The following is a 22,181-nucleotide window of genomic DNA, read 5'->3' as shown; positions in this document are numbered from 1 at the left end:
CGCTTCGGCCTCAGGTTCACGGCGGTCTCCTCGCTGTGCGGCGCCGATGCCGAAAGCGGTGTGCGCAGGAAGCCTGCTCTGCAACTGCCCCGAACGTACGGATCACGTCGTTCGCGAGGTCCGCTCGCCGCCCTCGTCCGTCCCGGTCCGGCCATCCGGCAGCGTCGGCGGGTGGGCACCTGCGGTGATCCTGGTGACCATCTCGGCGAGTTGACTGCAGGCACGTTCGATCTCCTTCCGGGCCCCGATGCGCTCGCTGACGGCGGCCGCGAGCACCAGCGCGGTCAGCGAGGCGGAGCCGTTGAAGGCCTGCAGAGTGATCATCTTGGTGAGCAGGTCATGACCGGCGAAGGTACCCGTTCCCCGGGCTGCGGCGACGATGGCGAAGGACGACACGGCCAGGGCACAGGGCGCGGCACCGGCCAGTTGGAAGCGGAAGGCCGCCCAGATCAGCAGCGGGAAGCCGAGGAACATGAGCGGCGTGCGACCGGTCTCCACCAATCCGACGCAGGCTGTGGCTGCCACGAGCAGCGATGCCTCCACCCATCGGGACGGCGGTGCGTCCCTGGGCCAGCGTGCGGAGCGCAGAACGAGCACGACCGGTGCGACCACGAGCACGCCCATCGCGTCGCCGGTCCACCAGACCGACCAGGTCGGCCAGAAGGCGCCGGCGCCGAGCACACCGGCGAGGAACAGGGTCCCGCTGCCTATCGTTGCGCTGACCAGCATTCCGGTGAACGCGCCGAGGAAGATCAATGCGAGGGCATCCCGCAAACGGTCCATGTCGGTGCGGAACCCCGTACGGCGCAGCAGCACGTACGAGCAGAGCGGTGCGAGGGTGTTTCCCAGTGCGATCACCAGCACGGCCGGGACGGACGGCCCGAGCGAGACATTCACCAGGAACGCACCGAGTGCGATGCCGGGCAGGATGCGCGGCCCAAGGATGAGCAGACCGGCCAGGGCGATGCCGGTCGGCGGCCACAGCGGGGTGACCTGGCCACGCACGAGTTGCTGGAGCAGGCCCGCTCTGGCCGAGCCGTAGTACAGCGCAGCCATGGCGCAGATCTCCACGGCGGCCACGCCACCACGTCGTAGCCGTTCATGCCGCGCGACAGTCATCGGGCGATCTCCGTATCGACCTGGCCCCGTCTTCCATCATCCGACGGATCTGCCGGATCCTCCACGGCACGAGCTCCCGGGCGAGACGGGCCGGTCAGGCGTGCGGAGTGCGCAGGGCGAGGATGGCCATGTCGTCGTGGCCGTCGCTGGGGTGGTGCTCGGCGAGTACCTGAACGAATTCCTGGAGGGGCAGGCCGGCATGCGCGGTGGCGAGATCGGCGAGCTCACGCAGGCTTTCGTCGATGGGGCGGTCAGGGCGTTCGATCAGCCCGTCGGTGAAGAAGACAACGGTGGCGTTCGGGGGCAGGAAGCGGGAGTGGTCCGGGCGAGGCTCGTCGGGGTCCACCCCGAGGGGCAGCCCGGGCTCGGCGAACAGATGCTCCGCCGGGCGGTCGGGGATGATCAGCAGCGGTGGGACATGACCCGCGGTGCTCCAGCGCAGTCGCCAGCCCGCCTGCTCGGGTTCGATCCGCGCCAGGGTCGTGGTGGTGACGGGATTGTTCGTCGCGGCCTGCAGGATCCGGTCGAGCTGGGCGAGGACCGCGCCGGGCGGATTGCGCCGGTCGTACAGCAGAGCGCGCAGCATGTTACGGGTGGAGGCCATGGCGGCCGCGGCCTGCAGGTCGTGGCCGACCACGTCACCGATGACGACCGCCACCACGTTGTCGGACAGCAGAATGGCGTCGTACCAGTCACCACCGAGTTGACTGGGCTCGGCAGCGGGCCGGTAGATGGCGGCGGCGGTGAAGGGCCGCAGGTCGGGCAGTGTCGGCAGCAGAAGGCGCTGGAATTGCTCGGCCCCGACGCGCACCCGTTCAAACAGGCGGACGTTCTCGATCGCGATGGCGGCGGCGCTGGCCAGCGCGACGACGATGTTCTCGTCGTGGACGTCGAAGGGCTGCCCGTCATGCCGCTCCGCGAGGTAGAGGTCCCCGTAGATCTCGCCGCGCACGCTGATGGCGACGCCGAGCAGGGTGCGCAGGTGGGGGTGGCCGGGCGGGAACCCGGCGGACGACGGATGGGTGGAGACGTCGTCGATCCGCAGGGGCTCGGGGTGCCGGATCAGATGTCCGAGGACACCCAGACCGCGAGGCAGGTCGGTCCCGGCCAGATCGGCGCGTTCCCGCTCGGACAGGCCGGCAGTGATGAACCGCTCCAGGTGTTCTCCGGACTCGTTCAGCACGCCCAGTGCCCCGTAGCGAGCCCCGACCAGGTCCATGGCGGTGGTCACGATTCGGTCCAGCACCGCGGGCAGCTCCACCTCACGGCTGATGGCCACCACCGCATCGAGCAGGCCCTGCAGCCGGTCCATTGCGGCGAGCATGCCGCGCAACTGCTCGTCGATCCGACCCACCTCGGCACGCAGACGCGCATGCAGGTCAGGAAGGTTCTGCTGTCTCGGTCGTTTCTCTTCGTCGTGTCCGGCCATCACGAGCGCCTCGAGCCTCCTGACACGACCTCGATCAATCAAGATCACAGCGTGACACAGTCAAACAGGTCAAAAAGCCAGTGTTTCGGAAGTAGCATGCCATACGCGAACGAACAGTTATGAATGAACTCATTACGCCCGGGACGTTGCCGCTGTCCCGGGTCTCTGCATGCGTACGGGCAACGGACGCGCCTGGAGCGGGGAGAAATCGGCAGTCAATCTCCTTCGGCCGCGCCACCGGGCCCGTCCGTGCGGATCAGAATTCCGGGGGAGTCCGGGTCGACCTTGCCCGTGTAGTGGTCCGGCCAGAAGTAGCGGTGAGTGCGCGGCAGCGGCACCTCCACCAGTCGGCCATCGTGCATCATCCACAGGCCGAAGCAGTCGTCTTCCTCGTCGTGGATCAGCACCTGCACGGAGTGCGGCGATGGCCAGGGCAACGACTGGAGGTGTTCCAGCAGTCCGATCCATCGGCTCCGTCGCACGAACTCGATGGCCCAGCCACCGAACATACCGTGTCCGATATCAGCGAATTGGCCGGCCCACTCACGGTTGTCGTCCGGTTGGGTCAGCGGTTCCATGATCTCTTCTGCACCGCTGGCCAACACGATGACCTCGGCAAATCTGCTCATGAGTGAGTATCACCAGACGCGTGCGAGGAACTGCAATCGAGTTTCGTCCGTGGAACCCGAGTCAGCCTGGCACCGGACGTTGTGCGTCTCTCCCGCACCTGCCACTGTCCCAGCCCATCCGTACGCCACCAACACCGCGACGAGATGGTGACCCGGCTCAGGCCGGCGACACCTCGGGGAACTGGTCCCGCATCGGCACCCCGGGTCCCTCCCTCGCCGATGCTGCGGCCACCTGCCCTGCCACGGCAAGTACGCCACCAAAGGCGCTGAGACGGCGACGGATACCCTCGACCGGCCGCTTCGGCTCCTGGCCGAACTGGCGCAAGCCCGAATCACCGAACACGCCCAGCGCCCGATCCGCACCGCCTGGACCCTCGGCGCACGCCCCGAGCCGACAGCTCTCCGCCTGCGCGCGTGGGCCCATGTGCCCGGCTTCCGCGGCCGCCTCTCCGCCAAGCTCCACCGCGTCCGGCTCGGCGGCCTCGATGACCTCGCGGGCCACCAGGGCGTGCGCCGGCGCCTCGTCGAGGTCGAAGGTCTCGGTCCCCGTGAACTCCACCTTCAGTCGCGCTGTGCTCCTACGGCATCCGCTTCGCCCGCGCGCGTTCCGGCAGGTCCGCGACAGGGGCCGGACCGGCCCGGCCGCTTGGTGAGACCCGATGGGCACCGGGGACCTCGCCCCGCGGAAAAGTCCCGTCGTCGTGCGACGGACGCCCCGCCCGTCCGCGTAGAGCGGACGACGGCAACGGACGACGGCAACGGACGACGGCATCCGCACAGGGAGGGGACCGCACGGTGGCAGGGCGCGCATTCACAAGTGCACTCGGAGGAGCGTGGCGAGGGGCCAGGGGCACGGCGGTCGCGGCGGCGGCCATGGCGGCCCTGACCGCGTCCCAGGCGCCGGGGGAGTTCCCGGCAGGGGTGGCACAGCCGGCGCGGCGGGCCGCAGTCGACGCTCACGGTCCCAGTGTGTCCGGTGACGCGCCGTACCGCACCGAGCTCCCGCCGCTGCGGACCGGAAAGCCCGGGCAGAACACCGCTCCACGAATTGCGGCAGGCGGCGCCCTGCCCGCGAGCGTGTTCGCGGGGTACCGCCGTGCCGAGGCGGAGCTCGCGGGGACCGCGCCCGGCTGCCGGCTGCGCTGGCAGCTGCTGGCAGCGATCGGACAGGTGGAGTCCGGGCAGGCGGAGGGCGGCCGGGTGTCCTCGGACGGGACGACGTTGACGCCGATCCTCGGGCCCCGGCTGGACGGTGGTGCCTTCGCGGCCGTCCGGGACACCGACGGCGGCGCGTACGACGGGGACGCGGTGTACGACCGCGCGGTCGGCCCGATGCAGTTCATCCCGTCGACCTGGGCCCGCTGGGGCGCGGACGGCAACGGCGACGGACGGGCCGACCCGAACAACGTCTACGACGCGGCGCTCGCCGCGGGGCGCTATCTGTGCGCGGGCGGCCGGGACCTCTCCGACCCCGCCGAACTGGACCGGGCGATCCTCGGCTACAACCACTCGGCGGCATATCTGCACACGGTCCGGGCCTGGTACGCGTACTTTCTGGACGGGCACCGGGTGGTGCCCGACGCGGCCGCCGGGTCCTCCCCCCGGCCCGAGCCCTCCCGGCCGCGACCGGCCCGGCCCAAGCCCTCGCCGAAGCCCTCGGCAGGCCGGCCGGGCACACGCCCGTCCCCGTCCACCGCGTCCTCCGCGTCGGCCGTGCCGCGTCCCACACCCACGCCCGCTTCGTCCCGTAAGGCCCCGGTGCCCCAGGTGACGCAGACGCCGCCGCTACCCCTTCCCGCACCCGGCGTCACCCTGCCCAAAGGAGGTGACCCGACCGGCGGCGTCCCGCTGACCACCGGCAACAGTGAGAACACGATGGGCGCCGCCCCCTCCACAACCGCGGATACCCGGCGGTAATGTCGCCACCCGCCGGGCGGCACGGGACCGGCGGGTGAGCGCGAAGGGGCCCTCATGGCGACGGACATGCCTGCGGAAACGTCTGCGGACATACAGCCGGACTGGCCGGACGGCATACAGGCGGCACACGACCGTTGGCAACGCATGTGGAGCCACCGCGAGCAGCTGCTCAAGGTGGCCCGGCGCCGGTCGATGAGCCCGGAGGACGCCGAGGACGCCGTGCACGAGGCGATGCTGCGTGCCGCCGAGCGCCCGGATCTCGACGACGACCGTCTCGGTGCCTGGCTGACGACCGTGACCATGCGGCTGTGCGTCGACCGGTACCGCCAGGTCAACCGGGAGGCCGAGGTGCACGGCAGCCCCACGCTGGCCGCCTTGGGCCCGGTGCCCGTCGAGGAGGCGGTGTGCGACCGGGCCGAGGCCCGGTGGCTGGCCGTGCGGAGCGGGGAACTGCCCGCCCGCCAGGCCGAGGCGCTGTGGCTGAAGTCGGAGGACCTGGACGTCGGTCAGGTCGCCGTGCGGATGGGGCTGAGCTACCGGACGGTCGAGTCGCTGCTGGCCAGAGCCCGGCGCACGCTGCGCGCCTCACTGGCCGGGACGCTCGGGTTCGCACTGTTCCTGCTCGGGCGCGGGCGACCGGGCGCAGGCGGGAAGGCGCAGACGGCGGCCGTCGCCTCGGCCGCGGCAACCCTGGCGGTGGCGGGGCTCGTTCTGCCGTACGCGCTCCACGGGGGCGGGGACGGCGCGCACGCTCCGGCGCCGCGGCCGGCGGTGTCCGACAGCCCGCAGGCACTGCGGTCCTGCGGCACCGGCCGGGTACGTGCTCCGGCGAAGGGCGGGGCCTCCCCCACGACGCCCGCGAATCCGGGCCGGGGCGCGGGCCCGGCGGCCAAGCCCACCGACGGGAACTTCCTGCCGCTGGCCGTTCCGGCCCTGCCCTCCGTGCCGTCCCTGCCGGAGGTCTCGTCGGCCCCGCTGCCGAAGTTGCCGGCGCCCAAGGTGCCGCGCCTGCCGGACGTGCCGAAGCTGCCGCCGGTGGCGGTCGAGCCGGCCGTCCCGGCGCCTGCGTCGGCCCCGGACACGGGCGCCGTACCGTCCGGGCCGCGCGCGGCACCGACTCCGAGCGCGCTGTCCGTGAAGGTGCCGTAGCACTCGTCAGCCCGTCCGCAGCACCCGCGAACCCGTTCGCGAAAAAAACTCGCCGTCCCCGCGACGGACGCCCCTCCCCTCCCCGTAGAGCAGATGTCGGAGCTGCTCACGCGGGTGAAGGGTGAACCGGATGGGTGTCGAGATCTGTGTGGAGGGGCTGACCAAGTCCTTCGGCCACCAGGTCATCTGGCAGGACGTCTCGCTGACGCTGCCCGCCGGCGAGGTCTCGGTCATGCTCGGTCCCTCGGGGACGGGCAAGTCGGTGTTCCTCAAGACGCTCGTCGGGCTGCTCAAGCCGGACCGGGGTTCGGTCACCGTCGCGGGCCGGGACATCACCAAGCTCCGGGAGCGCGATCTGTACGAGGTGCGGAAGCTGTTCGGCGTGCTGTTCCAGGACGGCGCGCTGTTCGGCTCGATGAACCTCTACGACAACATCGCCTTCCCGCTGCGCGAGCACACTCGCAGGTCCGAGAGCGAGATCCGGCGGATCGTGCTCGAGAAGATGGACATGGTCGGGCTGCTCGGCGCCGAGGGGAAGCTGCCCGGCGAGATCTCCGGCGGCATGCGCAAGCGGGCCGGGCTGGCCCGCGCGCTGGTGCTCGACCCCGAGATCATCCTCTTCGACGAGCCGGACTCGGGCCTCGACCCGGTCCGCGTGGCGTATCTCAACCAGCTCATCGTCGACCTCAACGCGCAGATCGACGCGACCTTCCTGATCGTCACCCACGACATCGCCTCGGCCCGCCAGGTGCCCGACAACATCGGGCTGCTGTTCCGGCGCGAGCTGGTGCTGTTCGGGCCCCGCGAGCAGTTGCTGACCAGCGACGAGCCGGTCGTACGACAGTTCCTGAACGGCCGGATGCAGGGGCCGATCGGCATGGCGGAGGAGAAGGACGCCGCCCAGATCGAGCAGGAGCTTGCGCAGCTCGGCAAGGGCGCGACCATCCAGACCCCCGGCAGCGGGCCGCTGACCCCCCGCCTGCTGCCGGGCCCCGGCATCACCCGCCCGCCCCGCTGGGAGGCGATCGCGAGACGTGAGGCCGCGCTGCACCGCAGGGAGGTGGCGGACGCGTGAGCCTGTCCCCGGCCGGAGCGCTGCGGCACTCCGGCAACCTGTTCGCGATGGCGCTGGACGTCGTGCGGATGCTGCCCCGACGGCCTTTCCAGGCGAGGGAGTTCATCCAGCAGGCGTGGTTCATCGCGAGCGTCACCATCCTGCCCACGGCGCTGGTGTCGATCCCCTTCGGAGCGGTCATCGCGCTGCAGATCGGCAGCCTGACCCGGCAGTTGGGTGCCCAGTCCTTCTCCGGCGCCGCCTCGGTGCTCGCGGTGCTGCGGGAGGCGTCGCCGATCGTCACCGCGCTGCTGATCGCGGGCGCCGGCGGCACGGCGATCTGCGCGGACCTCGGGGCGCGCAAGATCCGGGAGGAGATCGACGCGATGCAGGTACTCGGCATCGATCCGATCCACCGGCTCGTCGTCCCGCGGGTGCTGGCCTCGATGGTGGTGTCCGTGCTGCTCAACGGCCTGGTGTCGGTCGTCGGCGTCGCGGGCGGCTATTTCTTCAACGTGATCCTTCAGAACGGCACGCCAGGTGCGTATCTGGCGTCCTTCACCACCCTGGCCCAGCTGTCCGACCTGTGGGCGGCCGAGCTGAAGGCGCTGGTGTTCGGCGCGATCGCCGCGATCGTCGCCTCCTACAAGGGGCTCAACGCGAAAGGCGGCCCCAAGGGCGTGGGCGACGCGGTCAACCAATCAGTGGTGATCACCTTCATGTTGCTGTTCGTGACCAACTTCGTGATGACCGCGGTGTACTTCCAGGTCGTCCCCCAGAGGGGTTAGCCGATGCGCACGATGCGACCACAAGAACTCCTCGACCGCCCGCTGCGCTCGTTGGAAGAGCTGGGTGGCCAACTCTCCTTCTACGGGCGCTCGCTGGCGTGGACCGGCCGCACCCTGCGCCGCTACAAGAAGGAGGTCCTGCGGCTGCTGGCCGAGGTGAGCTTCGGCCGGGGCGCGCTCGCCGTCGTGGGCGGCACGGTCGGCGTGATCGCCTTCCTGTCGTTCTTCACCGGCACCGAGGTCGGCCTCCAGGGCTACGCGGCCCTCAACCAGCTCGGCACCTCCAACTTCGTGGCGTTCCTGTCGGCGTACTTCAACACCCGGGAGATCGCACCGCTGGTGGCCGGGCTCGCCCTGTCCGCGACGGTCGGCGCAGGCTTCACCGCGCAGCTCGGCGCGATGCGGATCAGCGAGGAGACCGACGCGCTGGAGGTGATGGGGGTTCCCTCACTGCCGTTCCTGGTGACGACCCGGATGATCGCCGGTTTCGTCGCCGTGATCCCGCTGTACGTGATCGGGGTGCTGTCGTCCTACCTCGCCGCCCGCACCATCACCACCGGCTACTACGGGCAGTCGACGGGCACGTACGACCACTACTTCCACCAGTACCTGCCGCCTGTCGACGTGTTCTGGTCCTTCGGCAAGGTGATCGTGTTCGCCGTCCTGATCATCCTGGTCCACTGCTACTACGGCTACCACGCGAGCGGCGGACCGGCCGGTGTCGGCGTCGCGGTGGGCCGGGCGGTGCGGACCTCGATCGTCGCGATCAACGTCCTGGACTTCTTCCTGAGCCTCGCGATCTGGGGCGCCAACACGACCGTACGGATCGCGGGGTGAGGCCGGTGAAAGCGCTGAGACTCAGGTTGTACGGCGTCACGTTCATCGCCGTGCTCGGGCTGCTGCTGTCCCTGGCGGTGGCCGTCTACCAGCGGGCGTTCACGCCCGTCGTACGCATCACGCTCAAGGCCGACAGCCTGGGCAACCAGCTCGACCCCCGCGCCGACGTCAAGCTGCGCGGGCTGCTGGTCGGCGAGGTGCGCGCGGTGCGCGCCGACGGCGCGAAGGCGACCCTCGACCTGGCGCTCAAGCCCGAGTACGTCCCGGACATCCCCTCGGACGTGAGTGCCCGGCTGCTGCCCAAGACGCTGTTCGGCGAGAAGTACGTCGACCTGGTGGCCCCCGCCGGGTCCACGGCGCGGCCGATCCGCGCCGGGGACGTCATCACCCAGGACCGAACGAAGGTCGGCATCGAGGTGCAGCAGCTGATGAACGACCTGCTGCCGCTGCTGCAGACCGTCAGGCCGGGTGAACTCAACGCCACCCTCTCGGCGTTCGCCACCGCCCTGGAGGGCCGCGGCGGCCGGATCGGCGACAACCTCGCCCGGGTCGGTGACTATCTGCGGCGCCTCAACCCGCATCTGCCGGCGCTCAAGGAGGACATCTCACGCTTCGCCGACGTCACCCAGGTGTACGCAGACGCGGCGCCCGACCTGATGCGGATCCTGCGCAACACCGTGACCACCAGCCGCACGATCGTCGAGAAGCGGGACCAACTGGCCGCCGCGCTCGGTATGACCGCAACCGCCGCGGGCACCGCGCAGGACTTCCTCGACGCCAACGGGAACCGGCTGATCACCCTGGGCCGGGTCTCCCGCCCCACGCTTGAGCTCTTCGCCCGCTACTCCCCCGAGTACCCCTGCCTGCTGAACGGCCTGGTCCGCCAGGAGCAGGCGTCGGAGGACGCGTTCCGGGGCGGCGAGATGCGGATCACCCTCGAGGCCGTCCGCCCGCAGGGCGCGTACCGGCCCGGCGAGGAGCCGCGCTACGCCGACCGGTCGGGGCCGAACTGCCGGGGTCTGCCCCATCCGCAGGTGCCCGGTCCGAAACCCAAGCTCAACGACGGTACGTCGTCCGGTGGTTCGGACGGCGCCCTGCCCGGAGGTGCCAACGTGTCCGCCACCGCGGCCGAACAGCGGGCCGTCGACTCGCTCGTGGCCCCCGCCATGGGCGTGTCCGCCGACCGGGTCCCGCCCGTCGCCACCCTGCTGTTCGGTCCGCTGGCCCGTGGAACGGCGGTGAGTGTCGCATGAGGACCACACCGGCCCGGCAGACGGCCGCCCCGCTGATCAAGTTCGGCCTCTTCGCGCTGGTCACGATCGCGGCCACGGCCCTGCTCGCCGCCACCATCGTCAACATCTCCCTCACCCCAAAGCACACCTACCACGCGGTGTTCAGTGACGTGACCGGTCTGGAGGAGGGCGACGACATCCGGGTCGCCGGGGTCCGGGTCGGCCAGGTCGACGGCATCCGGATCAAGGACCGGACGATGGCCGAGGTCACCTTCACCGTGGCCGCGGACCGCCCGCTGCTCAACAGTACCCGCGCGGTGGTCCGCTACCGGAACCTGGTCGGGCAGCGGTACGTCGCGCTGACCGAGGGCGCGGGCGACGGCACCCGGCTGCGCCCCGGCGGCACGATCCCGCTGTCACGGACCCAGCCGGCGCTGGACCTCAACGCGCTGCTGAACGGCTTCAAGCCGCTGTTCGCCGCGCTCAGCCCGAACGACGTCAACCAGCTCGCCACCGAGATCATCAGGACTCTCCAGGGCGAGGGCGGCACGGTGAACAGCCTGCTCGCGCACACGGCGTCGCTCACCACGACCCTCGCCGACCGCGACCAGCTGATCGGCTCGGTGATCGACAACCTCAACACCGTGCTGGAGACGCTCGACAAGCGCGGCGCACGATTCTCCGGGCTGCTCACCCAGCTCCGCCGGGTGATCTCCGGGCTGTCCGCCGACCGCAAGCCCATCGGGGACTCCCTGGTGAGCATCGGCGACCTGGCCCAGGCCACCTCGGGGCTGCTGGCGGACGCACGTCCGCCACTGAAGGACGACATCGCCGGGCTGGCCGGTCTCACCGGAACGCTCAACAAGAACGAGAAGACGGTGGAGGGTGTGCTGAAGAGGCTGCCGAACAAGCTCAACGCGCTGACGGGGACGGCGTCCTACGGCTCGTGGTTCAACTTCTACCTCTGCGACTTCGACGGCCGCGTCGTGCTGCCGAAGACACGGCAGGTGCTCACCCCCGAACTGCACGTGGCGCAGGCGAGGTGCGGCGGATGAGTCTGCGCACCGTGCCGGACGGGCCCCGGCGCCGCCCCGAACCCCTGGTCAAGGTGCGCGTCCTGCCACCGAGACTCCCAAGGCCACATCTGCTGCCCCGCAGGGCCCGACGCCGCCGCCCCGAAGCCCTGGTCAAGGTGCGCGTCCTGCCACCGAGACTCCCAAGGCCGCACCTGCTGCCCCGCAGGGCCCGACGCCGCCGCCCCGAACCCCTGGTCAAGGTGCGCGTCCTGCCACCGAAGCTGCCGACCGTCCGGCTGCGTCGGTGGCGGCTGAAACCGTTCCGCGAGCGGAACCCCTTGGTGGTCGGCGCGGTCGGCCTCACCGTCCTGGCGCTGCTGACCGTGGCCGCGTTCAACGCGGACAGTCTGCCGCTCATCGGCGGCGGACGGACGTACAGCGCGGCGTTCTCGGAGGCGGGCGGCCTCAAGCCGGGCGACGAGGTGCGGATCGCCGGGGTCAAGGTCGGCAAGGTGGAGGGCGTCGACCTGGACGGCGACCACGTCAAGGTGACCTTCAAGATCAAGGGCGACGCCGCGTTCGGCACCGAGACCGGCGCGTCGATCCGAGTCAGGACGATCCTCGGCGCCAAGTACCTCGCGCTGTACCCGAAGGGGCCCGGCCGGTTGAAGCCCGGCAGCGAGATCCCGATCGGGCGCACGGTGCCGGCGTACGACGTCGTGCAGGCCTTCAGCGACCTGACCACCACGACGGAGCAGGTCGACACCCAGAAGCTCGCCAAGGCGCTGGACACCATCTCCACCACCTTCCAGGACTCGCCCGCGGAGGTGCGGGCGTCCATCCAGGGACTGTCGAGGATCTCGAAGACGATCGCCTCGCGCGACAAGGCCCTGCACGGGCTCCTCGACCACGCGAACGGAGTCACCAAGGTGCTGGCCGAGCACACCAAAGGCTTCTCCGCGCTGGTGGAGGACGGCGACAAGCTGTTCAAGGAGATCAGCAAACGGCGCGCGGCGATCCACCAACTGCTGGGGAGCTCCGCCCTGCTGGGCATCGAGCTCTCCGGTCTGGTCGAGGACAACCGCAAGGAGATCGGGCCCGCCCTGAAGAACCTCAACACCTTCGTCACGATGCTCGAACGCAACCAGGCGAGCCTCGACCGCAGTGTCGAGCTGCTCGCTCCCTACGTCCGGGTCTTCACCAACACACTCGGCAACGGCCGCTGGTTCGACTCCTACGTGCAGAACCTGGTCGCCGCCCCGGTCGTGCCGCGGACGGGAGGCCGGCGATGACCCGGCGCCTCCCCGTCCGGCGCATCCTGGCGCTGCTCACCGCGCTCACGGTCGTCGCCGCGCTCGCCGTCGTGCTGTGGCCGCGCTCCGAGACCGTCCGCGTCACGGCGTACTTCCCGCGCACCGTGGGCATCTACCCCGGCTCGGACGTCCGCGTCCTCGGCGTGCGCATAGGACGGGTCGAGAAGATCACCCCGGAGGGCGATCGGGTGCGGGTGGAGCTGTCGTACGACAGGGGGCGCAAGGTCCCCGCAAACGCGCAGGCCGCCATCGTCAACTCCTCGGTGGTGAGCGACCGTTATGTGCAGCTGCTGCCGGTCTACCGCAGGGGCCCGGTACTGCGGACCGGTGCGGTCATCCCCGAGTCACGCACCGCCGTCCCGGTCGAGCTGGACCGGATCTTCGACAGCCTGCACACCACCGCCGACGCGCTCGGCCCGAAGGGTGCGAACAAGGACGGCTCGCTGTCCCGGCTGCTCGGGGTGAGCGCGGACAACCTCCGGGGTCAGGGCGCGAACCTGAACCAGACGGTCGAGGACCTGTCGCAGGCGGTCACCACGCTCTCCGGCGGGCGGGGCGACCTGTTCGGCACCGTACGGAACCTGCAGGTGTTCACGGCGGCCCTGGCGGCCGACGACCAGAGCGTGCGGTCCTTCGACACCAGCCTGGCCCAGGTGGCCAGGCAGCTCTCCGGGGAGCGCACGGATCTGGCGGCGGCGCTCGAGCACCTGGCCACGGCACTCGGCGAGGTGTCCGACTTCGTGAAGAACAACAAGAACTCGCTGAGATCGGACGTCAAGGGCCTCAGCAAGGTCACCAAGGTCCTCGTCGCCCAACGTGCTTCACTGGAGGAGCTGTTGACGGTCGTTCCCACGGGTTTGTCGAACCTGCAGAACGCCTACAACCCGGCCGCCGGCACCCTCGACACCCGCAACAACCCGCAGAGCCCACAGGACCCGGCGTCACTGCTGTGTTCCCTGCTGCGCACGACGGGGGACGTGGGCGGCAGGAACCCCGACTGCAAGCAGTTGCACGGGCTCTTCGACTCGCTGCCCGAGCTTCCGGCCGCCCCGGCCGGCACGGGCACGGTCGACCGGACGCTCGGCGGAATCCTGGGGGCCCGGGCATGAGCGGCATGAGCGCGGTGCGCAAGGGCCGGGTGGCGGCATGGACGGCGGCCGGTTCGCTGCTGTTGTCCGGCTGCGAGTTCAACGGCTGGTACGACGTCCCGCTGCCCGGCGGTGCCGCGGCGGACGGCCACGCCTACCACGTCACGGTCGAGTTCAGGGACGTACTCGATCTGGTACCGCAGTCGGCGGTCAAGGTGAACAACGTGACGGTGGGAGCGGTCGAGAAGGTCGAGTTGGACGGCTGGCACGCGCGCGTCCGGCTGCGCGTCGCCGACTCGGTGAAACTGCCCGCCAACGCGGTGGCCGACCTCGCGCAGACCAGCATGCTCGGCGAGAAGTACGTGGCGCTGTCCGCCCCGGCCGGCGCCCCGCCCGTCGGGCGGCTCCGCGACGGCGCCGTGATCCCGATGTCCCGCAGTGGCCGCAACCCGGAGATCGAGGAGGTGCTCTCCGCCCTGTCCGCGCTCCTCAACGGCGGCGGGGTGGCCCAACTCAAGACGATCACCGTGGAGCTGAACAAGGCCCTGGCGGGGCGCGAGGACCGGGTCGGGTCCCTGCTCAAGCAGCTCGACACCTTCCTCGGCGGCCTGGACGAGCAGCGTGCGCAGATCGTCCGCGCGCTCAAGGGCATCGACCGGCTGGCCAAGCGGCTCGGGACGGAGAAGAAGACGATCGCCGAGGCCGTCGACACGATCCCGCCCGCCCTGAAGGTCCTGGCCGACCAGAGGCACGACCTGACGAGGATGCTCACCGCGCTGTCCCGGCTCGGCAGGACGGGCACCAGGGTCGTCAATGCCTCACGCGACGACACCGTCGCCGACCTCAAGCAGATCCGGCCGATCCTGCAACAGCTCAACAGGGCCGGAGACGACCTGCCCAACGCGCTGGAGCTGATGACCACCTACCCGTTCCCGCGCAACGCGGTCGACGCCGTCAAGGGCGACTACGTCAACCTGAAGATGACCGCCGACCTCGACCTGGCGGACCTCTACGGCAACCTCACCGACAAGCCCGGCAACGGTGGCGGCTCCGGGAAACAGCCGGTCCCGGTCCCCTCGCTGCCGAACCTGCCGACCCTCCCGAGCCTGCCCGGCGTGCCGACGCCCACGGCGCTGCCGAGCGCCCCGGGCCTGCCGAAGGTGCCGAAGCCGACCGCCGGGCCCTCGGCGCCCGCGAGCGGTTCCGAGCCCCTGTGCCCGCCGGTGTGCACCGCGCGCTACGGCAACTCGCAGTACGGGGCCTCGGAGTACGGCACCTCCAAAGACGGCAGCCCGGGAAACGCACGCCGCCTCCCGCCGGGGATCGACCTCGCGCTCGCCGAGCTGATGCTGAAGGGGATTCAGCCGTGATCACACGTACGGTCAAGGCCCAGCTGCTCGCCTTCGCCACCGTCACCGCCGTCGGGGTGTCGTACGTCGGCGCCACGTACACGGGGCTGGTCGACGGCGTCCTGGGCCGCGGCTACACCGTGCGGGCCGACTTCGCCGACTCGGGGGGCGTCTTCCCCGGCGCCGAGGTCACCTACCGCGGGGTGCCGGTGGGCCGCGTGGGCGATCTGCGGCTGACCGGGGCGGGAGTGTCGGTGGCGCTGCAGATCAAGGACGGCACGCCACGGATCCCGGCCGACACCCTGGCCGTGGTCGCCGACCGTTCGGCGGTGGGCGAGCAGTACGTCGACCTGCAGCCCCGGCGGTCCGGCGGCCCGTATCTGAGGGACGGCAGCCCGATTCCGCGCAGCCGCACCCGGACCCCGCTGCCCGTCACGGACCTCGTCCTCAGCCTGGACCGGCTGGTCAACTCCGTCGGCAAGGACGATCTGCGCACCACCGTCGGCGAGCTGGGCCAGGCCTTCGCCGGCACCGGACCCCGGCTGAGCCGCCTGGTGGACTCCGGCAACGCGCTCGTCGAGTCGGCGTCCGACTCCCTCCCCGAGACGCTCTCGTTGATAGAGGACTCCCGGACGGTGCTCAAGACCCAGGCCGACCAGGGCTCGGCCATCAAGTCGTTCTCCCACGATCTGGCGGCGCTCACCGCACAGTTGAAGTCGAGCGACGGGGACCTGCGCCGGCTGATCGGCAATGCGGCGCCCGCCGCCGAGCAGATCGACAGCCTTCTGAAGTCCACCCGGCCGGACCTGCCGGTCCTGCTGGCCAACCTCATCAGCGGCGGCCAGGTCACGCTCGCCCGGCTGCCCGGCGTGGAGCAGGCGCTGGTCACCTTCCCGGTGGTGGTCGCGGGCAGCTACACCGTCGTACCCGGCGACGGCACCACCCACTTCGGGCTCGTGGTGAACGCGAACGACCCGCCCGCCTGCACCCAGGGCTACGGCACCCGGCAGCGCGACCCCTCCGACACCAGCACGCGCCCGGCGAACACCGCCGCGCACTGCGCGGCACCGCGCGGCGGCAAGACCTCGGTGCGCGGCGCGCAGAACGCCCCCGGCGCGACGGCCGGTACGGGCGGCGCGAACCGGTCCGCGTACGTCACCCCGTACGACCCGGAGACCGGCGCCACCACCGGGCCGGAGGGGACCCCCGTCGAGGTCGGCTCGACGGGCGGCGAACAGACCACGTTCGGAAAGGAGTCGTGGCAATGGCTGCTAGTGGGACCGATGGCATGAACGGAGGGCGCCGCAGGGTACTGCTCGCGGGGCTCGTCGCCGCGACCGTCCTCGTGACCGCGCTGTCCGGCTGGCTCGGCGTGCGGCTGGCCGACCAGCGTACGGCGGAGCAGCGCCGCCAGGACGTCCTGGCGGCGGCCCGCCAGTCGGCGCTGAACTTCACCTCGCTCGACTACCGGCACTACGCCCAGGACAGCCGGAACGTGCTGCAGGGCGCCACCGGTGACTTCAGGAAGCAGTTCGCCGCGCAGACCGCGGAGCTGACCAAGCTCGTCGCCCGGAACAAGTCGGTGTCCGAGGGGCAGGTCCTCGAAGCGGGCATCGTGCGCTGCGACGAGCACGCGGCCCGGGTCCTGGTCGTCGCCGACAGCAAGGTGACCAACACCGCCGTGCCCGAGGGACAGGCGCGCACCTACCGGCTCCAGCTCGACCTCGTGCGTCGGGGCGGCCGCTGGCTGACCTCGGACGTCGAGTTCGTGGGCTGACCGCGCCCGCGTCGCGCACCACCAGGCACCACCAGGCACCACCAGTGAGGAGAAAGACCGTGGCGAACCCGACCACCCGAGCCCGCGGTGCCGGCTCCCCCGCCCGCCGCACCCTGACCGCCGCCGCCCGCGCGGCGGCCAAGCGCACCCGGCGGCCGGCGGACGAGGAGCGCGGCGCCGGTACGGCCTCCGGTCCGGCAGACGAGGAAGCGCGGCGAACCGAAGGGGAGCACCCGTCCGGGCAAACGCTGCTGGTCGAGCCGCCGGCGGACGGCTGGGACGACCCGCCGGAGCCGTCGCCGGAGCCCGTCGGGGAGGAACCGGAGGAGAGCACGCGCTCGTGGCGGCCCGGCCGGCGAGTGCTCACCGCGGCACTCTGCGCCGTCCTCGTGGCGGCCCTGGTCGCGGCCGGCGTCCTCGCCCGGCAGTACCAGGACGGCCGACGGGCGGAAGCGGCGCGGGGCCAGGCCCTCGCGGCCGCGCAGAAGGCGGCGCCGGTGGTGCTGTCGTACGACTACCGGCACCTGGACCGGGACTTCGCGCAGGCCCTTGCCCATCTGACCGGGGCCTTCCGCGACGAGTACCTCAAGACCACGAGGACGGTGGTCGGGCCGACGGCGAGGAAGTACCACGGCGTGGTGAAGGCGACGACGGCGACGCCCGGGAACGGCGGTGTCCCGGCGGCCTCCGTCGTGTCGGCCACGCCGGACCGGGCCGTCGTGCTGCTGTTCGTCAACCAGGTCACGCAAAGCACCCAGGTGTCCGGGTCCCGCCTGGATCTGAACCGGGTGCGGATGACGCTGACCCGCACGTCGTCCGGCTGGAAGGTGAGCGCCCTGGACGCACTCTGACCTGCACCGGGGCCCCGCCTCAGCAGCTGGGCCGGACCGCGCGCTCGGCGAGGCCCCTCGCGTCAGCGGCCGAGTGCGTTCTCCAACTGCTTCTTGGTCATCGAGGAGCGTCCGCGAATGTTGCGCTTCCTGGCCTCTTCGTACAGCTGATCCCTGGTGGGCCCTTCCGCGCCGCTGTGCGAGCGCTGCCCACCACGTTGGTACGCCGACTTCGGGTCACGAGTCGAGGCTTTGCCGGCGGTCTCCGACTCGCCCGACCTGGCCCGCTCCTTGTTGACCGTCCGTGCCGCGATCTCCTTGGCCCGCTTCGGCGATTCGCCACGGTCCTCGGCACTCTTCTTGATGTGTTCGTACTGGCGCTCACGCTTGGAGCTCGATCCAGCCGGCATGGTGGCTTTCCTTTCTCGTACGGACGGTCAGGTGCCTTCCTCGCACCGCACCACGAAGCGACGGGCACTCGGGCCCGGAATCGTGGGCTCGGTGCCCACTGGTCCGGCGGCATTCGTTCGCCTTCCTCACCCCCGTCGCGGGTCGGCGAGTTCCCCGGGGACCCATCCGAAGCACTTGCCGTCGTGCCCCCTGCTGCCACGGGGCAGCACTTCGAGAAAGCTGTGGACCGCACTGCCCGACCGGCCGGATCTCGCGCTCGCCGGTGACCAGCGACACGTCGTACAGCACGGTGGCACCATGCGCCACAGCAGACGCGCCCATCCTGGTGAGCGCCAAGGGATCGACACGGGCGAACAACCCCCACGACCACCGGTACGCCGGCCTCGGTCGTCATCAGTCCTTGGATCGCGGGGTCCTGATCCGACCACGCGCGCCCGTGTTAGGCCCGAAGGTCCGCCGGGTACTCCGTCCCCAGCACCGTCACCACGCTCCACCGGGGAGACAGGATGCCCGACCTCGGACACTTCGGAACTTCTTCGACCTGCTACCGCACGAAGACGCTGCCGCCCCTGCGCGACTGACAGCACTGGACGGGCAGCGCAGACCGTGCACCAGCCGGCAGGCATGACAGGGCTCGCTCTCATCGTGATCGACATGATCAACACATACGAGCACGAGGACGCCGAGCTGCTCGTGCCGTCTGCCCAACGTGTCGTGCCCGTCCTGGCGGAGCTGATCGGCCGCGCCCGCAGGGCGGACGTGCCGGTGATCTATGCGAACGACAACTTCGGATCGTGGCGCTCCCACCACGGAGAACTCGTGGAAACCGCGCTGGCCCGACCGCACGCCGACCTGATCGATCCGATAAGGCCCGACGACGAGTCGCTCTTCGTGGTGAAGGCCCGCCATTCCGCTTTCTACGAGACGCCCCTGGCCTACCTCCTGTGGCGATTGAGCGTCGGACACGTGGTGCTGAGCGGTCAGGTCACCGAGCAGTGCGTCCTCTACTCCGCTCTGGATGCGCACATCCGCCACCTGGGGGTCACGGTGCCCATGGACGCCGTCGCCTCCATCCATCCCCATCTGGAGTCCGCCGCCCTGGAAATGATGGAGCGCAACATGGGCGCCCGGATCACCACCGCGAAGGAAGTCGACTTCGCCCACCCGTTCGCCGACACGGCCGATCCTCGGCCACGGCACAAAGGTTCCGGACGTACCCGTTGACCCGCTCCGGGCGTGGACCAAGGCCTGGGGCAGTGGTGCGCCCCGGCACTGCGCATGACAGGCCTGCCCGACACCGACTTCCCCAGCACTGCGAGGTTCCGCTGGTGAGGCCGGTGATCACGGCGCGGCGGCCGTGACGTTGGCTTCCGGGGCCGTGACGGAGTCCAGTTGGGCAGGAGGCGCGGCTGGGCGTTTGTGCCGCACCTGTTGCGGGCCGATCCTTGAGGAAGGGAGCGGGCCTGCCCGGCCGCAGGGGTTCGGCGAGAACGGACATGCGATGACCAAACCATCGAGTGAACCCGGGGCGGCTGACCTCGGCGACCCTCTGAGGGTCACACGGGCCGCCACCGTCGTCCTGGACGGCCGGGGACAGGTGACGGGCTGGAGCCCGGAGGCCGAGCAGTTGCTCGGTTACCAGGCTCAGGAGGTGCTCGGGCACTCGATCGACACCCTGTCGGCGCAAGTAGAGGGGGAAGGGGCCGTGGGGTGGCTCACTGCCACCGAGCATTGCCGGACCATCACTTTCCGTCACGGTTCCGGTCGCCTGCTGCCGGTGGCGGCGGTCTGCCACCGACTCCCCGACACCGTGGCAGGCCCCACCCTCCTTCTGCTCCTCGCAGACGCCGAGGAACTCCGGGGGTGGCAGCTGCAGCAGGCGATGCTGTACGGCATCACCACGCAGTCCCCCGTCGGACTGACGATCTACGGACCCGACTTGCGAGTGGCGTGGGCGAACGCAGCGGCCCGGCAGGAACTCCCCGGGGCGTTCGCCCAGTACCTGGGACGCAGCGAGGACGAGCTGTACCCGGGAAGTCAGGTTCTGTCTGCGCAGTACCCGTCCTCGGTCACGCAGCTCATGAGCAGGGTGCTCGATACCGGGCAGACCGTCGTGGGCCTCCATTACCGAGGCCGTCCCCCTGCGGACCCCGGCCGTGAACACGTGTGGTCACTGTCCTACTACCGGCTGCAGGACGCAGAGGGCCGGCCGCTGGGAGTGTGCGAGGAGTCGGTGGATGTCACCGACCTCCACCACGCGCAACGGCGTCTTGCTCTGCTCAACGAGGCCAGCGCCCTGATCGGCAGCACCCTTGACCTTGGACGCACGGCCCAGGAACTGGCCGAGGTCCTGGTGCCCCGCGTCGCCGACTTCGCCGCCCTCGACCTGCTCGGCGACGTGCTGGCCGGTCGGGAACCCGGCACTCGGTCTGCCGGCCGGACAGGCGTCCTGCGCCGGGTCGTCCACCGCTGCGTCCGGGAAGACCTGCCCGAGGCCGTCGTCCCGCCCGGCCGGACGGTCGGCTACCCGGAAGGATCCCCGCAGTGGCAGTGCATGGCGACCGGGCATCCCATCCTGAATGCCGACCTGGACCTGTCCAGCCCGTGGCTGCTTCAGGATCCCGTGCGCAGCGCAGGCATCCACAAGCTGGGCATACATTCCCATCTGGTGGTTCCGCTCCGCGCTCGGGGAATCACCATGGGGGTGGCCACCCTCATGCGCTGGCGCAGCCCGGGCCCCTTCGCCGCCGAAGACCTGCTGCTCGTCGAGGAACTCGCCGCCCGCGCCGCCGTGTGCATCGACAACGCGCGCCGATACACGGGCGAGCACCAGTCCGCGCTCACCCTGCAACGAAGCCTCCTGCCTCACGAGCTGCCCACCCACGCGGCCGTGGAGGCCGCCTACCGCTATCTGCCCGCTGACACCGAGGCAGGAGTGGGCGGCGACTGGTTCGACGTGCTGCCGCTGGCCAGTGCCCGGGTGGGGCTGGTCGTCGGAGACGTCACCGGCCGCGGCATCCAGGCCGCAGCGACGATGGGACGGCTCCGCACCGCCGTCCACACGCTGGCCGACCTGGACCTGCCGCCCGACGAGTTGCTCTCCCACCTCGATGACCTGGTCAACCGTCTGGCGGAGGAGGCTGATGCGGCGCATCCCTTTGGCGTCGAGGGCGTGGTCGGTGCCAGCTGCCTGTACGGCATCTACGATCCCGTCACGTGCCGCGCCACATTCGCCCGCGCGGGCCATCCGCCACCCGCCGTCGCCCACCTGGAGAAGGCGGTGGAATTCCCCGAAATACCGGCGGGTCCCCCGCTGGGCATCGGCGGGCTGCCGTTCGAGTCGGCCGAGGTGGAAATCCCGGAGGGCGCCGTCCTCGCCCTCTACACCGATGGCCTGATCATGGCCTCCGACGGCTCCGCGGACACCGGCCTGGAACGACTGGCCTTCGCCCTCGCTCACCCCGACCGCCCCCTGGAGGAAATCTGCGACACCATGGAGCGAACCTTGCTGCCGGACCGCCCCCCGGACGACGTCGCCTTCCTCGTCGCCCGCCCACGCCCGCTCCCCGCCGAGAACGTCGCCTCCTGGAACCTGGCCTTCGAACCAACCGCGGTGGGAGAGGCCCGGGCGCTGACAAGTGACCGCCTTGCGCAGTGGCGGCTGGAGGAGATGGCGTTTTCCGCAGAGCTGATCGTCAGCGAACTGGTCACCAACGCGATCCGGCACGCCCGCGGCCCCATCGCGCTCCGCCTGATCCGGACCCAGAACCGGCTGATCTGCGCGGTGTCCGACCAGAGCAGCACCTCTCCGCACCTGCGACGGGCCGGAGTCGTCGAGGAAGGGGGCCGAGGCCTGTTCCTCGTGGCCCAGTTCGCCTTGCGCTGGGGCACCCGCTACACCGGAGCCGGCAAGATCATCTGGGCGGAACTGCCGGTCTCCTGCGGCGAAGCGAGCGAACCCCATCAGTGACCGGCGATCCGGCAGTGGCCGATGGCCGTGGGTGGGCGGGCGGCTCACACGGCCGCGTCTGTGGCTCGCCGCTCGATGAAGCGCAGACTGATCGGTACAGCGGAAGCAGCGTCCAGCACGGGGCCGGCCGGAGCGTGACCAGCACTGGGAGTATCGACATCACGAACGTCACGATCATCAGCCTCTGGGCTCAGGGCCTGGGTGGCGTCGGCATTCGTCGTGATGGATGCTGGTGCCAGGGACCGGGTCACCGATCCCGGCGTCGACCGGCGG

At 70.8% G+C, this 22,181-nt stretch carries 19 protein-coding genes and 1 pseudogene; 16 read left to right on the top strand and 4 right to left on the bottom strand.

All coding sequences use genetic code 11. From position 1 onward, the window contains the following. Window positions 1–102 precede the first annotated feature (102 nt). From ACH4UM_RS31540 to ACH4UM_RS31530, 3 genes are all read right to left on the bottom strand, one after another. Window positions 103–1,119 (bottom strand): MASE1 domain-containing protein, encoded by a 1,017-nt coding sequence (locus ACH4UM_RS31540; protein WP_398186712.1) that lies wholly within the window; start codon window positions 1,117–1,119, stop codon window positions 103–105. A 94-nt stretch (window positions 1,120–1,213) separates the two neighbouring features. Next, window positions 1,214–2,548: a PP2C family protein-serine/threonine phosphatase gene (locus ACH4UM_RS31535; protein WP_398186709.1), complete on the bottom strand. Its 1,335-nt coding sequence runs from the start codon at window positions 2,546–2,548 to the stop codon at window positions 1,214–1,216. A 215-nt stretch (window positions 2,549–2,763) separates the two neighbouring features. Continuing rightward, window positions 2,764–3,177, bottom strand: a complete 414-nt coding sequence (locus ACH4UM_RS31530) for a hypothetical protein (protein WP_398186706.1) — start codon at window positions 3,175–3,177, stop codon at window positions 2,764–2,766. 247 nt (window positions 3,178–3,424) lie between these two features. On the opposite strand from ACH4UM_RS31530, the pseudogene ACH4UM_RS31525 reads away from it, so the two are divergent. The 14 genes and pseudogenes from ACH4UM_RS31525 to ACH4UM_RS31460 form a co-directional block, all read left to right on the top strand. Next, window positions 3,425–3,667: pseudogene (locus ACH4UM_RS31525) on the top strand (replication initiator); the annotation flags it as partial. 383 nt (window positions 3,668–4,050) lie between these two features. Further along, a complete protein-coding gene (locus tag ACH4UM_RS31520; protein WP_398186704.1) occupies window positions 4,051–5,094 on the top strand; it encodes a lytic transglycosylase domain-containing protein in 1,044 nt (347 codons plus the stop codon). A 144-nt stretch (window positions 5,095–5,238) separates the two neighbouring features. Continuing rightward, window positions 5,239–6,243, top strand: coding sequence for a sigma-70 family RNA polymerase sigma factor (locus tag ACH4UM_RS31515; protein ID WP_398186702.1), 1,005 nt, complete (start codon window positions 5,239–5,241; stop codon window positions 6,241–6,243). Between the two features lie 130 nt (window positions 6,244–6,373). Beyond that, the gene (locus tag ACH4UM_RS31510) at window positions 6,374–7,318 is read left to right on the top strand and encodes an ABC transporter ATP-binding protein (protein WP_398186699.1); all 945 of its coding nucleotides are present in this window, start codon (window positions 6,374–6,376) and stop codon (window positions 7,316–7,318) included. Continuing rightward, window positions 7,315–8,085, top strand: a complete 771-nt coding sequence (locus ACH4UM_RS31505; protein WP_398186697.1) for an MlaE family ABC transporter permease — start codon at window positions 7,315–7,317, stop codon at window positions 8,083–8,085. The genes ACH4UM_RS31510 and ACH4UM_RS31505 overlap by 4 nt, the downstream gene beginning before the upstream one ends. Before the next feature lie 12 nt (window positions 8,086–8,097). Next, window positions 8,098–8,922: an MlaE family ABC transporter permease gene (locus ACH4UM_RS31500; protein ID WP_398186893.1), complete on the top strand. Its 825-nt coding sequence runs from the start codon at window positions 8,098–8,100 to the stop codon at window positions 8,920–8,922. A gap of 5 nt (window positions 8,923–8,927) precedes the next feature. Further along, window positions 8,928–10,175: an MCE family protein gene (locus tag ACH4UM_RS31495; RefSeq protein ID WP_398186694.1), complete on the top strand. Its 1,248-nt coding sequence runs from the start codon at window positions 8,928–8,930 to the stop codon at window positions 10,173–10,175. Next, the gene (locus ACH4UM_RS31490) at window positions 10,172–11,209 is read left to right on the top strand and encodes an MCE family protein (protein ID WP_398186691.1); all 1,038 of its coding nucleotides are present in this window, start codon (window positions 10,172–10,174) and stop codon (window positions 11,207–11,209) included. Before ACH4UM_RS31495 ends, ACH4UM_RS31490 begins: the two co-directional genes overlap by 4 nt. A 230-nt stretch (window positions 11,210–11,439) precedes the next feature. After that, window positions 11,440–12,462, top strand: coding sequence for an MCE family protein (locus tag ACH4UM_RS31485; RefSeq protein ID WP_398186890.1), 1,023 nt, complete (start codon window positions 11,440–11,442; stop codon window positions 12,460–12,462). After that, a complete protein-coding gene (locus ACH4UM_RS31480; protein ID WP_398186688.1) occupies window positions 12,459–13,592 on the top strand; it encodes an MCE family protein in 1,134 nt (377 codons plus the stop codon). The genes ACH4UM_RS31485 and ACH4UM_RS31480 overlap by 4 nt, the downstream gene beginning before the upstream one ends. Window positions 13,593–13,597: 5 nt before the next feature. Next, entirely contained in the window at window positions 13,598–14,941 is a 1,344-nt protein-coding gene (locus ACH4UM_RS31475; protein WP_398186888.1) for an MCE family protein, read from the top strand. Continuing rightward, entirely contained in the window at window positions 14,938–16,212 is a 1,275-nt protein-coding gene (locus tag ACH4UM_RS31470) for an MCE family protein (RefSeq protein WP_398186686.1), read from the top strand. The genes ACH4UM_RS31475 and ACH4UM_RS31470 overlap by 4 nt, the downstream gene beginning before the upstream one ends. Then, complete coding sequence (locus ACH4UM_RS31465; RefSeq protein ID WP_398186683.1) at window positions 16,209–16,697, top strand: hypothetical protein; 489 nt, start codon at window positions 16,209–16,211, stop codon at window positions 16,695–16,697. Before ACH4UM_RS31470 ends, ACH4UM_RS31465 begins: the two co-directional genes overlap by 4 nt. A 59-nt stretch (window positions 16,698–16,756) precedes the next feature. After that, entirely contained in the window at window positions 16,757–17,548 is a 792-nt protein-coding gene (locus tag ACH4UM_RS31460) for a hypothetical protein (protein ID WP_398186681.1), read from the top strand. A 62-nt stretch (window positions 17,549–17,610) separates the two neighbouring features. Here ACH4UM_RS31460 and ACH4UM_RS31455 read toward each other — a convergent pair whose 3' ends face one another. Next, a complete protein-coding gene (locus ACH4UM_RS31455) occupies window positions 17,611–17,937 on the bottom strand; it encodes a plasmid stabilization protein (RefSeq protein WP_398186678.1) in 327 nt (108 codons plus the stop codon). Window positions 17,938–18,562: 625 nt separating this feature from the next. Here ACH4UM_RS31455 and ACH4UM_RS31450 point away from each other — a divergent pair. After that, a complete protein-coding gene (locus ACH4UM_RS31450) occupies window positions 18,563–19,162 on the top strand; it encodes a cysteine hydrolase family protein (protein WP_398186676.1) in 600 nt (199 codons plus the stop codon). A 277-nt stretch (window positions 19,163–19,439) separates the two neighbouring features. Beyond that, window positions 19,440–21,908, top strand: a complete 2,469-nt coding sequence (locus tag ACH4UM_RS31445) for a SpoIIE family protein phosphatase (RefSeq protein WP_398186673.1) — start codon at window positions 19,440–19,442, stop codon at window positions 21,906–21,908. Window positions 21,909–22,181 lie beyond the last annotated feature (273 nt).

The organism is Streptomyces sp. NPDC020801 (genome assembly GCF_044334385.1).
Classification (GTDB): Bacteria; Actinomycetota; Actinomycetes; order Streptomycetales; family Streptomycetaceae; genus Streptomyces.
This window is presented reverse-complemented; position numbering and strand designations above follow the sequence as displayed.

Excerpts from the sequence above, each read along its gene's own strand:
- ACH4UM_RS31540 (WP_398186712.1), bottom strand. The coding sequence starts at position 1,119 with ATGACTGTCGCGCGGCATGAACGGCTACGACGTGGTGGCGTGGCCGCC.
- ACH4UM_RS31535 (WP_398186709.1), bottom strand. The coding sequence starts at position 2,548 with ATGGCCGGACACGACGAAGAGAAACGACCGAGACAGCAGAACCTTCCT.
- ACH4UM_RS31530 (WP_398186706.1), bottom strand. The coding sequence starts at position 3,177 with ATGAGCAGATTTGCCGAGGTCATCGTGTTGGCCAGCGGTGCAGAAGAG.
- ACH4UM_RS31520 (WP_398186704.1), top strand. The coding sequence starts at position 4,051 with ATGGCGGCCCTGACCGCGTCCCAGGCGCCGGGGGAGTTCCCGGCAGGG.
- ACH4UM_RS31515 (WP_398186702.1), top strand. The coding sequence starts at position 5,239 with ATGTGGAGCCACCGCGAGCAGCTGCTCAAGGTGGCCCGGCGCCGGTCG.
- ACH4UM_RS31510 (WP_398186699.1), top strand. The coding sequence starts at position 6,374 with ATGGGTGTCGAGATCTGTGTGGAGGGGCTGACCAAGTCCTTCGGCCAC.
- ACH4UM_RS31500 (WP_398186893.1), top strand. The coding sequence starts at position 8,098 with ATGCGACCACAAGAACTCCTCGACCGCCCGCTGCGCTCGTTGGAAGAG.
- ACH4UM_RS31490 (WP_398186691.1), top strand. The coding sequence starts at position 10,172 with ATGAGGACCACACCGGCCCGGCAGACGGCCGCCCCGCTGATCAAGTTC.
- ACH4UM_RS31480 (WP_398186688.1), top strand. The coding sequence starts at position 12,459 with ATGACCCGGCGCCTCCCCGTCCGGCGCATCCTGGCGCTGCTCACCGCG.
- ACH4UM_RS31475 (WP_398186888.1), top strand. The coding sequence starts at position 13,598 with ATGAGCGCGGTGCGCAAGGGCCGGGTGGCGGCATGGACGGCGGCCGGT.
- ACH4UM_RS31465 (WP_398186683.1), top strand. The coding sequence starts at position 16,209 with ATGAACGGAGGGCGCCGCAGGGTACTGCTCGCGGGGCTCGTCGCCGCG.
- ACH4UM_RS31455 (WP_398186678.1), bottom strand. The coding sequence starts at position 17,937 with ATGCCGGCTGGATCGAGCTCCAAGCGTGAGCGCCAGTACGAACACATC.
- ACH4UM_RS31450 (WP_398186676.1), top strand. The coding sequence starts at position 18,563 with ATGACAGGGCTCGCTCTCATCGTGATCGACATGATCAACACATACGAG.
- ACH4UM_RS31445 (WP_398186673.1), top strand. The coding sequence starts at position 19,440 with ATGACCAAACCATCGAGTGAACCCGGGGCGGCTGACCTCGGCGACCCT.